Source organism: Aeromonas sp. DNRA1, assembly GCF_963888745.1.
Taxonomy (GTDB): Bacteria; Pseudomonadota; Gammaproteobacteria; order Enterobacterales; family Aeromonadaceae; genus Aeromonas; species Aeromonas hydrophila.
Genome location: NZ_CAWPKQ010000006.1, coordinates 243506 through 259979 on the forward strand (window position 1 = coordinate 243506; position 16474 = coordinate 259979).

12 protein-coding genes are annotated in these 16474 nt (G+C 56.2%); all 12 read left to right on the forward strand.

Annotated features, from left to right (window positions below; all coding sequences use genetic code 11):
• The first annotated feature begins 142 nt into the window (after window positions 1–142).
• The 12 genes from rpoB (at window position 143) to gmhB (ending at window position 16204) form a co-directional block, all read left to right on the forward strand.
• Window positions 143–4171, forward strand: a complete 4029-nt coding sequence (rpoB, locus tag AACQ43_RS19200; protein ID WP_010635847.1) for a DNA-directed RNA polymerase subunit beta — start codon at window positions 143–145, stop codon at window positions 4169–4171.
• 80 nt (window positions 4172–4251) lie between these two features.
• Window positions 4252–8556, forward strand: coding sequence for a DNA-directed RNA polymerase subunit beta' (gene rpoC, locus AACQ43_RS19205; RefSeq protein WP_011707700.1), 4305 nt, complete (start codon window positions 4252–4254; stop codon window positions 8554–8556).
• A 197-nt stretch (window positions 8557–8753) separates the two neighbouring features.
• Window positions 8754–9470 carry a helix-turn-helix transcriptional regulator gene (locus AACQ43_RS19210; RefSeq protein WP_005306294.1) on the forward strand — a complete coding sequence of 239 codons (717 nt, stop codon included), beginning with the start codon at window positions 8754–8756 and terminating at the stop codon, window positions 9468–9470.
• 25 nt (window positions 9471–9495) lie between these two features.
• The gene (locus tag AACQ43_RS19215) at window positions 9496–9876 is read left to right on the forward strand and encodes a RidA family protein (protein ID WP_011707699.1); all 381 of its coding nucleotides are present in this window, start codon (window positions 9496–9498) and stop codon (window positions 9874–9876) included.
• An 86-nt stretch (window positions 9877–9962) separates the two neighbouring features.
• Window positions 9963–10355 (forward strand): sulfurtransferase complex subunit TusD, encoded by a 393-nt coding sequence (gene tusD / locus AACQ43_RS19220; protein ID WP_168968333.1) that lies wholly within the window; start codon window positions 9963–9965, stop codon window positions 10353–10355.
• Between the two features lie 9 nt (window positions 10356–10364).
• A complete protein-coding gene (gene tusC / locus AACQ43_RS19225; RefSeq protein ID WP_168968335.1) occupies window positions 10365–10721 on the forward strand; it encodes a sulfurtransferase complex subunit TusC in 357 nt (118 codons plus the stop codon).
• A gap of 7 nt (window positions 10722–10728) precedes the next feature.
• A complete protein-coding gene (gene tusB, locus AACQ43_RS19230; protein ID WP_168968338.1) occupies window positions 10729–11007 on the forward strand; it encodes a sulfurtransferase complex subunit TusB in 279 nt (92 codons plus the stop codon).
• Between the two features lie 183 nt (window positions 11008–11190).
• Window positions 11191–11565, forward strand: a complete 375-nt coding sequence (gene rpsL, locus AACQ43_RS19235) for a 30S ribosomal protein S12 (protein WP_005306278.1) — start codon at window positions 11191–11193, stop codon at window positions 11563–11565.
• A gap of 93 nt (window positions 11566–11658) precedes the next feature.
• Window positions 11659–12129, forward strand: coding sequence for a 30S ribosomal protein S7 (rpsG, locus tag AACQ43_RS19240; RefSeq protein ID WP_005306266.1), 471 nt, complete (start codon window positions 11659–11661; stop codon window positions 12127–12129).
• A gap of 75 nt (window positions 12130–12204) precedes the next feature.
• Window positions 12205–14310 carry an elongation factor G gene (gene fusA, locus AACQ43_RS19245; RefSeq protein WP_011707695.1) on the forward strand — a complete coding sequence of 702 codons (2106 nt, stop codon included), beginning with the start codon at window positions 12205–12207 and terminating at the stop codon, window positions 14308–14310.
• A gap of 54 nt (window positions 14311–14364) precedes the next feature.
• Window positions 14365–15549, forward strand: coding sequence for an elongation factor Tu (gene tuf, locus AACQ43_RS19250; protein ID WP_011707694.1), 1185 nt, complete (start codon window positions 14365–14367; stop codon window positions 15547–15549).
• A 112-nt stretch (window positions 15550–15661) separates the two neighbouring features.
• Window positions 15662–16204: a D-glycero-beta-D-manno-heptose 1,7-bisphosphate 7-phosphatase gene (gmhB, locus tag AACQ43_RS19255; RefSeq protein WP_168968340.1), complete on the forward strand. Its 543-nt coding sequence runs from the start codon at window positions 15662–15664 to the stop codon at window positions 16202–16204.
• The last annotated feature ends 270 nt before the right edge of the window (window positions 16205–16474 follow it).

Genomic DNA, 16474 nt, shown 5'->3' on the forward strand with positions numbered 1-16474 from the left:
AGAGCATTTCACACCGTTTACGACTCTCGGTGCACCAGCAATCCGGACTGTTTTCATTCGTCCGGGCCAACACAAAACGGTGTTGAGACAGAGCTGTCCCGTGGGACAGAGTGGGTCACTTATCAGCGAGCTGAGGAACCCTATGGTTTACTCTTATACCGAAAAAAAACGCATTCGTAAGGACTTCGGTAAGCGAGACCAGGTACTGGACACGCCTTATCTGTTGTCCATTCAGCTGGACTCCTTCAAGCAGTTCATCGAGGCTGACCCGGAAGGTGAATATGGCCTAGAGGCCGCTTTCCGTAGCGTTTTCCCGATCACCAGTTACTCCGGTAGTGCTGAGCTTCAGTATGTCAGCTATCGCCTGGGTGAGCCGGTATTTGACGTAAAAGAATGCCAGATCCGTGGAGTGACCTACTCCGCGCCGCTGCGTGTCAAGCTTCGTATGGTTCTGTACGACCGTGAAGCAGCTGCCGGCACCGTCAAAGACATCAAGGAACAAGAAGTATACATGGGCGAAATTCCGCTCATGACCGAGAACGGCACCTTTGTTATCAATGGTACCGAGCGGGTAATCGTCTCCCAGCTGCATCGTAGCCCGGGCGTCTTCTTCGACCACGATAAAGGCAAAACACATTCATCCGGTAAGGTGCTGTATAACGCGCGCGTTATTCCCTACCGTGGCTCCTGGCTGGACTTCGAGTTCGATGCGAAAGACAACCTGTTTGTCCGTATCGACCGTCGTCGTAAACTGCCGGCATCCATTATTCTGCGTGCCCTGGATTTCAGTTCCGAACAGATTCTGGCCACCTTCTTCGAGACCATCGGTTTCGAAGTCAAAGATGGCAAGTTGATGATGGATCTGGTGCCGGAGCGCCTGCGTGGTGAAACTGCGACCTTTGACATCGTGGCCAATGGCGCCGTGGTGGTTGAGACCGGTCGTCGAGTGACTGCGCGTCACATCCGTCAGTTGGAAAAAGATTCCGTTACCCAGATTGAGGTACCGGTTGAGTATGTTGTTGGCAAAGTTGCTGCCAAGGACTACGCACATCCGCAAACTGGCGAGATGGTAGTGACTGCCAACCAGGCGCTGAGCCTGGAAGCGGTAGCCAACCTCTCCCAAGCCGGCTTCAAGCACTTCGAGGTTCTGTTCACCAATGAACTGGATCACGGTGCCTACATGTCCGAGACCCTGCGTATCGACTCCAGCTCCAGCCGCCTGGAAGCTCTGGTTGAAATCTATCGCATGATGCGTCCGGGTGAGCCGCCGACTCGCGAAGCCGCAGAACAGCTGTTCGAGAACCTGTTCTTCTCTTCCGAGCGTTACGACCTGTCTACCGTAGGTCGGATGAAGTTCAACCGCCGTCTGGCTCGTGAAGACGAGACCGGCGTGGGTACTCTGACCAAAGACGACATCGTCGATGTGATGAAGCGCCTGATCGACATCCGTAACGGTAACGACGAAGTGGACGATATCGACCACCTGGGTAACCGTCGTATCCGTTCTGTCGGTGAAATGGCTGAAAACCAGTTCCGTGTCGGTCTGGTGCGTGTCGAGCGTGCGGTCAAGGAGCGTCTCTCCCTGGGCGACCTGGACACCCTGATGCCGCAGGATCTGATCAACGCCAAGCCGATCTCCGCCGCAGTCAAAGAGTTCTTTGGTTCCAGCCAGCTGTCCCAGTTCATGGACCAGAACAACCCGCTGTCCGAAGTGACCCACAAGCGTCGTATTTCCGCGCTGGGCCCGGGCGGTTTGACTCGTGAGCGTGCCGGCTTTGAAGTTCGAGACGTACACCCGACCCACTACGGTCGTCTGTGCCCCATCGAAACTCCTGAAGGTCCGAACATCGGTCTGATCAACTCGCTGTCCGTGTACTCTCGTACCAACGAGTACGGTTTCCTCGAGACCCCGTACCGCAAGGTCATTGACGGTGTGATCACCGACGAAGTGGACTATCTGTCTGCTATTGAAGAAGGCAAGTACGTGATCGCACAGGCTAACGCCGCGACCACCGAAGATGGCCGTCTGAAAGATGAATTGATCCCGTGCCGTCACAAAGGTGAATCCACCTTTATGAACGCCGACCAGATCCAGTATATGGACGTGAGCCCGCAGCAGATCGTATCTGTGGCAGCGGCCCTGATCCCGTTCCTGGAACACGATGACGCGAACCGCGCATTGATGGGTTCAAACATGCAACGTCAGGCTGTACCGACTTTGCGCGCCGACAAGCCGCTGGTTGGTACCGGTATGGAACGCGCTGTGGCCGTTGACTCCGGTGTTACCGTAGTGGCCAAGCGTGGTGGCATGATCGACTACGTCGATGCCTCCCGTATCGTTATCAAGGTCAACGAAGATGAGCTGCTGCCTGGCGAAGCCGGCATCGACATCTACAGCCTGACCAAATACACCCGTTCCAACCAGAACACCTGTATCAACCAGCGTCCGTGCGTGATGTTGGGGGAGCCGGTGATGGCGGGCGACGTGCTGGCTGACGGCCCGTCCACCGACCTGGGTGAACTGGCGCTGGGTCAGAACCTGCGCGTCGCGTTCATGCCGTGGAACGGTTACAACTTCGAAGACTCGATCCTGGTGAACGAGCGTGTTGTTCAGGAAGATCGCCTGACCACCATTCACATCCAGGAACTGGCCTGTATCTCCCGTGACACCAAGCTGGGTCCGGAAGAGATCACTGCTGACATCCCGAACGTGGGTGAAGCCGCTCTGTCCAAGCTGGACGAGTCCGGTATCGTCTACGTTGGTGCTGAAGTGAAGGGCGGCGACATTCTGGTCGGTAAGGTAACGCCGAAAGGTGAAACCCAGCTGACGCCGGAAGAGAAGCTGCTGCGCGCCATCTTCGGTGAGAAGGCGTCCGACGTGAAGGACTCCTCCCTGCGAGTGCCGAACGGTGTGTACGGTACCGTGGTTGACGTGCAGGTCTTTACCCGCGATGGCGTGGAAAAAGACAAGCGCGCCAAAGAAATCGAAGAGATGCAGCTGAAGGAAGCGAAGAAGGACTTGACCGAAGAGTTCAAGATCCTGGAAGACGGCATTTTCGGCCGCTCCCGCAACCTGCTGCTGGCCGCCGGTTACAGCGAAGACCGTCTGAACAAGCTCGATCGCTCCAAGTGGTTTGAACTGGCCATCGAAGATGAAGCCAAGCAAATCGAGCTGGAACAGATCGCTGAACAGCACGTTGAGCTGAAGGCCGAGTTCGACAAGAAATTCGAGAACAAGCGTCGCAAGATCATCCAGGGCGATGACCTGGCGCCGGGCGTACTGAAGATCGTCAAGGTCTATCTGGCCGTCAAGCGTCGCATCCAGCCGGGTGACAAGATGGCGGGGCGTCACGGTAACAAGGGTGTTATCTCCAAGATCTGTCCGGTCGAGGATATGCCCCATGACGAGTACGGCCGTCCGGTCGACATCGTTCTGAACCCGTTGGGCGTACCGTCCCGTATGAACATCGGTCAGATCCTCGAAGTGCACTTGGGCCTCGCGGCCAAGGGTATCGGCGAGAAGATCGACCGCATGGTCAAGGAACAGCGCGAACTGCACGAGATGCGTGACTTCCTGCAACAGGTCTATGACCTGGGCGAGAAAGACACCCAGCAAGTGAACGTGGCCGAGCTGTCCGACGACGACGTGCGTACCCTGGTCGGTAACCTGCGCAAGGGTCTGCCGGTCGCTACGCCGGTCTTTGATGGCGCCAAAGAGCGTGAAATCAAGGCCCTGCTGAAGCTGGCCGACCTGCCGGAATCCGGTCAGATCGCCCTGTTCGACGGTCGTACCGGTAACGCCTTCGAGCGTAAGGTCACCGTGGGTTACATGTACATGCTGAAGCTGAACCACTTGGTAGACGACAAGATGCACGCGCGTTCTACCGGTTCTTACAGCCTGGTTACCCAGCAGCCGCTGGGTGGTAAGGCACAGTTCGGTGGTCAGCGTTTCGGTGAGATGGAAGTGTGGGCCCTGGAGGCTTACGGTGCGGCATATACCCTGCAGGAGATGCTGACCGTCAAGTCTGACGATGTGAACGGCCGTACCAAGATGTACAAGAACATCGTGGATGGCGACCACCGTATGGAGCCGGGCATGCCCGAATCCTTCAACGTATTGCTGAAGGAAATCCGCTCTCTGGGTATCAACATCGAGCTGGACGAAGAGTAAGAGCTCGCTCTTATTGTTCGAGAATTGACGTGGGCGCCCCGAAAGGGGCGCCGAGGTTAGACTCCTGACAGGGGAAACACGTGAAAGACTTACTCAAGTTTTTGAAGGCTCAGACCAAGACCGAAGAGTTTGACAGTATCAAGATCGGTCTGGCCTCTCCTGACATGATCCGCTCCTGGTCATTCGGTGAGGTCAAAAAGCCTGAGACCATCAACTACCGGACTTTCAAGCCGGAACGTGATGGTCTGTTCTGCGCCCGTATCTTCGGACCGGTGAAGGACTACGAGTGTCTGTGCGGCAAGTACAAGCGCCTGAAACACCGTGGTGTGATCTGTGAGAAGTGCGGCGTAGAAGTGACCCAGACCAAGGTCCGTCGTGAGCGTATGGGCCACATCGAGCTGGCCAGCCCGACTGCCCACATTTGGTTCCTGAAGTCCCTGCCGTCCCGTATCGGTCTGCTGCTGGACATGACCCTGCGTGACATCGAGCGCGTGCTGTATTTCGAATCCTATGTAGTGATCGAACCCGGCATGACCAACCTCGAGCGCAGCCAGATGCTGTCCGAAGAGCAGTACCTGGACGCACTGGAAGAGTGGGGCGACGAATTCGACGCCAAGATGGGTGCCGAAGCAATCCTGGCATTGCTGCGCGCCATCGATCTGGAAGGCGAAGTGCGCACCATGCGCGAAGAGCTGGATCAGACCAACTCCGAGACCAAGCGCAAGAAGACCACCAAGCGCCTGAAGCTGATGGAAGCCTTCCTGCAGTCCGGCAACAAGCCGGAGTGGATGATCATGACAGTGCTGCCCGTGCTGCCGCCGGACCTGCGTCCGCTGGTACCGCTGGACGGCGGCCGTTTCGCGACCTCCGATCTGAACGATCTGTACCGTCGCGTGATCAACCGTAACAACCGCTTGAAGCGCCTGCTGGATCTGGCTGCTCCGGACATCATCGTGCGCAACGAAAAGCGCATGCTGCAAGAGTCCGTCGATGCCCTGCTGGACAACGGCCGTCGTGGTCGTGCCATCACTGGCTCCAACAAGCGCCCGCTGAAATCCTTGGCCGACATGATCAAGGGTAAGCAAGGTCGTTTCCGTCAGAACCTGCTCGGTAAGCGTGTCGACTACTCCGGTCGTTCCGTTATCACCGTAGGTCCGACTCTGCGTCTGCATCAGTGCGGTCTGCCGAAGAAGATGGCGCTGGAGCTGTTCAAGCCCTTCATCTATGGCAAGCTGGAATCCCGCGGTCTGGCGACCACCATCAAGGCCGCCAAGAAGATGGTGGAGCGCGAAGAAGCTGTCGTTTGGGACATCCTGGACGAAGTGATCCGCGAACATCCGGTTCTGCTGAACCGTGCACCGACCCTGCACCGTCTGGGTATCCAGGCGTTTGAACCGACCCTGATCGAAGGCAAGGCCATCCAGCTGCACCCGCTCGTCTGTGCCGCCTATAACGCGGACTTCGACGGTGACCAGATGGCGGTCCACGTACCGCTGACCCTGGAAGCCCAGCTGGAAGCGCGCGCGCTGATGATGTCCACCAACAACATCCTGTCGCCTGCTTCCGGTGAGCCGATCATCGTTCCGTCTCAGGACGTGGTCTTGGGTCTGTACTACATGACCCGCGCTCGTATCAACGCCAAGGGCGAAGGTATGGTGCTGTCCGGCCCGAAAGAAGCCGAGAAAGTGTACCGCGCCGGTCTGGCCGATCTGCATGCTCGCGTGAAAGTTCGCATCACCGAATACCTGCGTCAGGAAGACGGTTCGCTGCGTGCTCACACCGAGATGAAGAACACCACCGTTGGTCGTGCGATCCTGAGCCTGATCCTGCCGAAAGGCATGGAATACGCGCTGATCGACGAGCCGAAGGTGCTGACTGCTGCAGAGCAGGCTGACCTGGATGCCAACCCGCAGAACTGGATCAAATCCGTATCCAACAAGGCGCTGGGCAAAAAGCTCATCTCCCGTCTGCTGAACACCTGCTATCGCAAGCAGGGCCTGAAGGACACCGTCATCTTCGCTGACCAGCTGATGTATACCGGTTTCCACTATGCGGCCCTGTCCGGTGCTTCCGTTGGTATCGATGACATGGTCATCCCGGATGCCAAGAAAGACATCATCGCCGCTGCAGAAGCCGAAGTTGCCGAGATCCAGGACCAGTTCCTGTCCGGTCTGGTGACCGCGGGCGAACGCTACAACAAGGTTATCGATATCTGGGCCAGCGCCAACGAGCGCGTCTCCAAGGCCATGATGGAGAACTTGTCCAAAGAGCGTAACGTCAACTCGCTGGGTGAAGAAGAAGAGCAGGCCTCGTTCAACAGCATCTTCATGATGGCCGACTCTGGTGCGCGGGGTTCCGCAGCCCAGATCCGTCAGCTGGCCGGTATGCGTGGCCTGATGGCCAAGCCGGATGGTTCCATCATCGAAACCCCGATCGTCGCGAACTTCCGCGAAGGTCTGAACGTACTGCAGTACTTCATCTCCACTCACGGTGCTCGTAAGGGTCTGGCGGATACCGCACTGAAGACTGCGAACTCCGGTTACCTGACTCGTCGTCTGGTTGACGTGGCACAGGACATGGTGATCACCGAGGACGATTGCGGCACTACCGAAGGTCTGTGGATGACTCCGCTGATCGAAGGTGGCGACGTGGTGGAACCGCTGCGTGAGCGCGTGCTGGGCCGTGTGGTTGCCGATGACGTGATCAAGCCGGGTACTGAAGACGAAGTGCTGGTAGCACGCAACACCCTGCTCGACGAGCAGCTGTGTGACCTGCTGGAGCGCAACTCCGTTGACCGCGTGAAGGTACGTTCTGCCATCACCTGTGAGACCGACTTCGGTAACTGTGCTCACTGCTACGGCCGTGATCTGGCCCGTGGTCACCTGGTTAACAAGGGTGAGGCTGTCGGTGTTATCGCCGCCCAGTCCATCGGTGAACCGGGTACCCAGCTGACGATGCGTACCTTCCACATCGGTGGTGCCGCATCCCGTGCCGCTGCCGAGAGCAGCATCCAGGTCAAGAACACCGGTAGCATCAAGCTGCAGAACGCCAAGTTCGTTCACAACAGTGACGACAAACTGGTTATCACCTCCCGTTCTACCGAACTGACCATCATGGACGAGATGGGCCGTACCAAGGAAAGCCACAAGCTGCCTTACGGTTCCGTGCTGGAAGTGAAAGATGGCCAGGCCGTGAACGCTGGTGAAACCGTCGCCAACTGGGATCCGCACACTCACCCGATCATCACCGAAGTGGCAGGTCGCCTGCACTTCGAACACATGATCGATGGCGTGACCATTACTCGTCAGACCGACGAGCTGACCGGTCTCTCCTCCATCGTCGTGCTGGATGTCAACGAGCGTCCGAGTGCCGGTAAAGAGATGCGTCCGACCGTTAAACTGGTCGACCTGAACGGCAAGGACGTGATGATCCCGGGTACCGATGTAGCCGCCCAGTACTTCCTGCCGGGCAAGGCGATCGTGAACCTGGAAGATGGTGCCAACGTGGGCGTGGGTGACGCGGTAGCGCGTATCCCGCAAGAGTCCGGCGGTACCAAGGACATCACCGGTGGTCTGCCGCGCGTTGCGGATCTGTTCGAAGCACGTCAACCGAAGGAACCGGCAATTCTGGCCGAGATCTCCGGTACCATCTCCTTCGGGAAAGAGACCAAGGGCAAACGCCGTCTGGTCATCACCCCGACCGATGGTGGCGATGTCTACGAGGAGATGATTCCGAAGTGGCGTAACCTGAACGTGTTCGAAGGTGAAAAAGTTGAGAAGGGTGAAGTGCTGGCGGACGGTCCTGAGTCTGCTCACGACATTCTGCGTCTGCGCGGTATCAGCCCGGTCGCCAACTACATCGCCAACGAAGTGCAGGACGTTTACCGTCTGCAAGGCGTTAAGATCAACGACAAGCACATCGAAGTCATCGTGCGTCAGATGCTGCGCAAGTGCGAGATCCTGAGCGCTGGCGACACCGACCTGATCGAAGGCGAACAGGTTGAAGTGGCTCGCGTGAAGATTGCCAACCGTAAGCTGGTTGCTGAGGGCAAGACCCCGGCCACCTTCCGTCACATCCTGATGGGTATTACCAAGGCATCTCTGAGCACCGAGTCCTTCATCTCCGCGGCTTCCTTCCAGGAAACCACCCGTGTTCTGACCGAAGCAGCCGTTGGCGGCAAGCGTGATGAACTGCGTGGCCTGAAAGAGAACGTGATCGTGGGTCGTCTGATCCCGGCTGGTACCGGCTTTGCCTACCACCACGGCCGGATCAACCAGCGTGCCGCCGCAGCCCGTGCTGTTGGCGTACCGCAGGTGACTGCCGATGAAGCTCAGCAAAACCTGGCGGATCTGCTCAATGCAGCCGGCAGTTTTGACGAAGAGTAATCTTCCGCTGTAGTGAATGAAAAGGGCCCCTTCATGGGGCCCTTTTTTATTGTCGATTTTCTCGTCAAAGCCAGACGCCACGCGGATATTCGGATGATCCAGAGCAAGGTTGCAGAGTAAAAAATCAAAAAAAGTTGACATTGCACTCTCGCAACTGAAAACTCGGGAAAGTTGAATGGGTATTACAGGGGTAGAACATGACTGTCGGTATCGAGGAAGTGATGCTTCCCGAAGAGCAACTGATCGGTCGCACTTTTACAGACGAAGACAGGGAATTGTTGCGCTCATACGATGGGCTGATCGATGGCTTGGCCGAGTTGTTCGGCAAGCACTGTGAAGTGGTGCTTCACTCCCTGGAAAATCTGCACGAGTCCGTGATCAAGATTGCCAACGGGTTCAATACGGGACGGAATGAGGGGGCCCCCATTACCGATCTCGCGCTGCGTATGCTCAAGGACATCGAGAATACCGGCCAGGATTACACCCAGAGCTATTTTGCTCGCAGCCGTACCGGTGCCCTGATGAAGTCGAGTACCATCGCCATCAGGAACAGCGACAAGCAGGTGATCGGCCTCATCTGTATCAACCTGCATATCAACGCGCCTTTTCACGAGTTCGTCGCCGAATTTTTCCCGACACCGCAACAAGTCGAGCGTCAGTCGCCGGAGACCTTTGCCAACAGTGTGGAAGAGCTGGTTGCCCAGACGGTGGACAATACCATCGACGAGATCAACCGCGATCCAACCGTTGCCAACAACGCTAAAAACAGGTTTATCGTGACCCAGCTGTTCGAGAAGGGCATATTTGATATCAAGGACTCGATCAACCTGGTCGCCGACAAGCTGAACATTTCCAAACATACCGTTTATCTGTACATCCGACAGCGCAAGCAGGGTGAAGACGAAAACGAGTAAGCGCCATAGAAGGGGATAGACAAGAATGGCTAAAGAAGTTATTGCAACCGACAAGGCGCCTGCCGCAATTGGCCCGTATGTTCAGGCCACCAAACTGGGCGAGCTGGTCTTCACCTCCGGGCAGATCCCGCTCGATCCGGCCACCATGGAGATAGTGGCTGGCGGTATCGAAGCGCAGGCCGAGCAGGTGATGAAGAACCTGGTTGCAGTATTGAAAGAAGCGGGAGCCGATACCGGCAAGGTATTGAAGACCACCTGTTTCCTCAGCGACATGAACAACTTTGTTGCCTTCAACCAGGTTTATGCCCGTTACTTCGGTGACGCCGCTCCTGCCCGCTCCTGCGTGGAAGTGGCGCGTCTGCCGAAGGATGTGCTGGTTGAAGTCGAAGCCATCGCTTACGTCTGATCCAAGGCTGCACGAAGAGCCCCTCCCAGGAGGGGCTTTTTTGTGTTTGGCGTAGAATGGACGAACACATGCGCAGGAGTCCGGATATGAGTCTGAATTTTGCCCTGCTGGTAACGGGGCCCGCCTATGGCACCCAGTCGGCCAGCACCGCCTATCGTTTTGCCTTGAGCCTCATCGAGCAGGGCCATTGCTTGTCTCACCTGTTCTTCTACCAGGATGGGGTCTACAACGGTAACGGGCTGCATGCTCCCGCCTCCGATGAGAGCAACCTGGTCGCCCTGTGGCGTGAATTGGCCAACCAGCAAGGGATCCGTATCGATGTGTGCGTCGCTGCCGCCATGCGGCGCGGTGTGCTGGATGAGCAGGAGGCCAAGGGGCTGGGCAGGGCACACTTCAACCTGGAGCCGCCATTTTGCCTGAGTGGCCTGGGTCAGCTGGCGGAGGCCAGCCTGACCGCCGATCGATTCGTCCAGTTTTAAGAGGCAGCCATGCACAAGATAGCGTTTATTTGCCGGCGTGGACCGCACGGTACTGCCGCCGGGCGGGAAGGTCTGGATGCCCTGCTGGCCACTTCGGCCATGACCGAGTCGCTGGCCCTGTTCCTCATCGGGGATGGTGTGCTGCAACTGCTCAAGGAGCAGCAGCCGCAGGCCATCTTGCAGCGTCACTATGCGCCGACCTTCAAACTGCTCGAGCTCTATGACATTGAGGAGGTCTATGTGTGCACCGACTCGCTGGCCGAGCGTGGCCTGACGGTGGCTGACCTGCTGATCCCCGTGACCGGTCTGTCCCGCACCGACATCCGGCACCAGTGGGATGCCTGTGCTACCCATATCTGCTTTTGAGGTGACCATGATACAGCTGATATTGACCTCTCCCTTCCAGAGCCAGGACCTGGAGCAGGCGCTGACCTACCGCCAGCCGGAGGATGTGTTGGTGCTGATGCAGGATGCCGTCGTCGCTGCCACGGCCCCTCAGTGGTGTGCGCGGTTGGCTGGAGTGCCGCTCTATGTCATGCGGGAAGACCTGCAGGCTAGGGGGTTGCAACAACGGATCGGGTTGGATCTGGACATGGCCGGCTTGGTGGTCCTGATTGCGGAAAAAGGCTCGCCGCAGACCTGGGCTGGCTAACTGCCAGTTTTATATAACCATTTCAGACGGTTACCGATATTTGCCAAGGCTCCCTCACTGCCTTTCCTGGCTCGGATTGTATAAATCTTGACTCCCTTGACAACAGGGCATAAAATTTCGCGTCCCCGTATCTGCGGGGAGGATTTTTCACATGTTTATGAAGTCATTATCAGGAGCCTTTTGATGGCAACTATTAACCAGTTGGTTCGCAAGCCACGCATCAAGCTCGTTGTGAAAAGCAACGTGCCGGCGCTGGAAGCGTGCCCTCAGAAGCGTGGCGTGTGCACCCGTGTATACACCACCACCCCGAAGAAGCCTAACTCTGCACTGCGTAAAGTATGCCGTGTACGTCTGACCAACGGCTTCGAAGTCACCTCCTACATCGGCGGTGAAGGTCACAACCTGCAAGAGCACTCTGTTGTTCTGATCCGTGGCGGTCGTGTAAAAGACTTGCCAGGTGTTCGTTATCACACCGTTCGTGGTGCGTTGGACTGTGCCGGTGTTAAAGACCGTAAGCAGGCTCGCTCCAAGTATGGCGTGAAGCGCCCGAAAGCTTAATGGTTCTCCGTTAAGTAAGGCCAAACGTTAATTCGTTTCTAGTTAGATAACTTTCTAGTTTTGGGTAACCCCTGAAGTTACGGAGAATTTGAAATGCCAAGACGTCGTGTTGTTGGTCAGCGTAAAATCCTGCCGGATCCCAAGTTCGGATCAGAGCTGCTGGCTAAATTTGTCAACGTAGTAATGGTTGACGGTAAGAAATCTGTTTCCGAAGCCATCGTATATGGCGCGCTGGACATCATTGCCACCAAGACTGGCAAAGAGCACCTGGCCGTATTCGAAGAAGCCCTGGACAACATTCGTCCGGCCGTCGAGGTTAAATCTCGTCGTGTCGGTGGTGCAACCTATCAGGTACCGGTAGAAGTTCGTCCGGTTCGCCGCAATGCCCTGGCAATGCGCTGGTTGGTTGATGCCGCTCGTAAACGTGGTGAAAAATCAATGGCTCAGCGTTTGGCTGGCGAGCTGCTGGATGCCGCTGACAATAAGGGTTCGTCTGTCAAGAAACGTGAAGACGTACACCGTATGGCTGAAGCGAACAAGGCTTTCGCTCACTTCCGCTGGTAATCCGCTTGCGCAGGGTCTTTTGGCTCTGCGCACCTTTAATTATCTGGGGACAAGTGCCCTAGTAAGAGGATGACAATGGCTCGTACAACCCCCATTGAGCGTTATCGTAATATCGGTATCTCCGCTCACATCGACGCCGGTAAGACTACTACTACCGAGCGCGTTCTGTTTTACACCGGTGTAAGTCACAAGATCGGTGAAGTTCACGATGGCGCTGCCACCATGGACTGGATGGAACAGGAACAAGAGCGTGGTATCACCATCACCTCCGCCGCGACCACCGCTTTCTGGTCCGGTATGGGCAAACAGTTCCAACCGCACCGTATCAACATCATCGATACCCCGGGCCACGTTGACTTTACTATCGAAGTAGAGCGTTCCATGCGTGTTCTGGACGGCGCCGTGATGGTGTACTGTGCCGTAGGTGGCGTTCAGCCACAGTCTGAAACCGTATGGCGTCAGGCTAACAAGTACAAGGTTCCCCGTATCGCGTTCGTCAACAAGATGGACCGTACCGGTGCCAACTTCCTGCGCTGCGTTGAGCACATCAAGACCCGTCTGAAAGGTAACCCGGTTCCGCTGCAACTGAACATCGGTTCAGAAGAGAACTTCAAGGGCGTTATCGACCTGGTCAAGATGAAAGCCATCAACTGGAGCGAAGCTGACCAGGGTGTATCCTTCGATTACGAAGACGTCCCGGCTGAGCTGCTGGAAAAAGCGCAAGAGATGCGCATGACCCTGGTTGAAGCCGCTGCTGAAGCGTCTGAAGACCTGATGGAAAAATACCTGGGTGGTGAAGAACTGACCGAGGAAGAGATCAAGAAAGCTCTTCGTCAGCGCGTTCTGAACAACGAAATCATCCTGGTTACCTGTGGCTCCGCGTTCAAGAACAAGGGCGTACAGGCCATGCTGGATGCCGTGGTTGACTATCTGCCGGCGCCGACCGACGTAGCAGCCATCGACGGTCTGAAGCTGGATGGCGAGACCAAAGACGAGCGTCATGCTTCTGATGACGAGCCGTTTGCTGCTCTGGCATTCAAGATTGCTACCGACCCGTTCGTAGGCAACCTGACCTTCTTCCGCGTTTACTCCGGTGTGGTTAACTCCGGTGACTCCGTGCTGAACTCCGTTAAAGAGAAGCGCGAGCGTTTTGGCCGTATCGTTCAGATGCACGCCAACAAGCGTGAAGAGATCAAAGAAGTTCGCGCAGGCGACATCGCTGCCGCCATCGGTCTGAAAGACGTGACCACCGGTGACACCCTGTGTGACGAAAAAGCGCCGATCATCCTCGAGCGTATGGAATTCCCGGAACCGGTAATCTCCATCGCAGTTGAGCCGAAAACCAAGGCTGACCAAGAGAAGATGGGCCTGGCTCTGGGCCGTCTGGCTCAGGAAGACCCGTCCTTCCGCGTATGGACTGACGAAGAGTCTGGCCAAACCATCATCGCCGGTATGGGTGAGCTGCACCTGGACATCATCGTTGACCGTATGCGTCGCGAGTTCAAGGTAGAAGCGAACGTAGGTAAGCCGCAGGTTGCCTACCGTGAAACCATTCGTAACACCGTCAAGGATATCGAAGGTAAGCACGCCAAGCAGTCCGGTGGTCGTGGTCAGTACGGTCACGTTGTGATCGACATGTACCCGCTGGAAGAAGGCAAAGCCTACGAATTCGTCAACGACATCAAGGGCGGCGTCATTCCTGGTGAGTTCATCCCGGGTGTTGACAAGGGTATCCGCGAGCAGCTGAAGTCCGGCCCGCTGGCAGGTTATCCGGTAATGGATCTGGGCGTGCGTCTGCACTTCGGTTCCTACCACGATGTCGACTCTTCCGAACTGGCGTTCAAGATCGCTGCTTCCATGGCCTTTAAGGCTGGCTTCATGAAGGCCAACCCGGTTCTGCTCGAACCGATCATGAAAGTAGAAGTCGAGACTCCGGAAGACTACATGGGCGACGTGATCGGTGACCTGAACCGTCGTCGTGGCCTGATCGAAGGTATGGAAGATGGCCCGTCCGGCAAGATCGTTCGTGCCCTGGTGCCGCTTGCCGAGATGTTCGGTTACGCTACCGCCCTGCGTTCTGCTACCCAGGGTCGTGCTTCCTACGCCATGGAATTCGCCAAGTATCACGATGCACCGACCAACGTCGCCCAGGCCGTGATCGAAGAGCGCAAATCCAAGTAATTTAAGATTCCCCGCCTACGACGGTAGGCGGGTTTAACCTAGAAGGACTACGTCGTGTCTAAAGAAAAATTTGAGCGTAATAAACCGCACGTAAACGTCGGTACCATCGGCCACGTTGACCACGGTAAAACCACCCTGACTGCCGCTATCACCAACGTGCTGGCCAAGCACTTCGGTGGTAAGGCTTTCGCCTTCGACCAGATCGACAAGGCACCGGAAGAGCGTGAGCGTGGTATCACCATCAACACCTCCCACGTAGAATATGACACCGCTACCCGTCACTACGCCCACGTAGATTGCCCGGGTCACGCCGACTACGTTAAAAACATGATCACCGGTGCTGCCCAGATGGACGGCGCGATCCTGGTAGTAGCAGCGACTGACGGCCCGATGCCGCAGACTCGTGAGCACATCCTGCTGGGTCGTCAGGTAGGCGTTCCGTACATCATCGTGTTCATGAACAAGTGTGACATGGTAGATGACGAAGAGCTGCTGGAACTGGTCGAGATGGAAGTTCGCGAACTGCTGTCCGAGTACGACTTCCCGGGTGATGACCTGCCGGTAGTCCGTGGTTCCGCACTGAAAGCGCTGGAAGGCGAAGCTCAGTGGGAAGAGAAGATCCTGGAACTGGCTGGCCACCTGGACACCTACATTCCGGAGCCGGAGCGTGCAATCGACCTGCCGTTCCTGATGCCTATCGAAGACGTATTCTCCATCGCTGGCCGTGGTACCGTAGTAACCGGTCGTGTAGAGCGCGGTATCGTCAAAGTTGGTGAAGAAGTGGAAATCGTTGGTATCAAAGATACCACCAAGACCACCTGTACCGGCGTTGAAATGTTCCGTAAGCTGTTGGACGAAGGTCGTGCAGGCGAGAACATCGGTGCACTGCTGCGTGGCGTGAAGCGTGAAGACGTAGAGCGTGGTCAGGTACTGGCCAAGCCGGGCACCATCAAGCCGCACACCAAGTTTGAATCTGAAGTGTACGTGCTGTCCAAAGAAGAAGGTGGTCGTCATACCCCGTTCTTCAAAGGCTACCGTCCGCAGTTCTACTTCCGTACTACCGACGTGACCGGTACCATCGAGCTGCCGGAAGGCGTAGAGATGGTAATGCCGGGCGACAACATCAAGATGGTTGTTACCCTGATTGCACCGATCGCGATGGACGACGGCCTGCGTTTCGCCATCCGTGAAGGTGGCCGTACCGTAGGTGCTGGTGTTGTAGCTAAAGTTATCGCTTAATCGATACTTTAAATACGCACATGAAAGGGGTGGCTTCGGCCACCCCTTTTACTTTTGGGGCTTTAAATGGCCTGTGAGATACTTTGCGAAATCATTGATAGAGGTCGTTTCTGTGAGCAAACCAGCCATTTTTCTGGATCGTGATGGTGTCATCAACGAAGACACCGGTTATGTCAGCAAGGTAGATGACTTCCACTTTTTGCCCGGGGTCATCGAAGCCCTGCAGCTGATGAAGAAGAAAGGGTATCTGCTGGTCGTTGTCACCAACCAGTCTGGTATCGCCCGCGGTTATTTCAGCGAAGATGATTTCATGAATCTGACCGAGTGGATGGATTGGTCATTGGCCGATCGCGACGTGGATCTCGATGGTATCTACTTCTGCCCGCATCATCCGGAGCATGGTGCTCCCTGTGACTGCCGCAAACCAGAACCGGGAATGTTGCTGCTTGCCAAGCAAGAACTGAACATCGATATGAGCCGCTCTTATATGGTGGGTGACAAGCCTTCCGATCTAAAAGCTGCCATCAATGCCGGGGTTGGTCACAAGATCATGGTCAGAACGGGCAAGCCGGTAACGGATGCTGGTGTCGAGCTGGCCGATGCCATCTATGACAATCTGCATGATTTTGCCGTAGCAGTCCCCACCGTGGGCTGATTTTGCTGGTTTTAAATGCTTTTTGGTGGCTTTGTGAGCGGTTGAATGATGAAAGCCATCTTTTTGCAATTATCTGCTTGCCAGAACTAATTCACTCCCTATAATGCGCCTCCATCGACACGGCAAGCGGCAACGCAGAAAGCCGAGTCGGTAGCCTCGAAAAGCCTTTGTAAATAAGGCTTGACTCGAGAAGGCGGTTGAGTAGAATGCCACTCCCGCAGCAGCAAAAGCTGCGTCGCTCTTTAACAATTTGAATCAAGCAATCTGTGT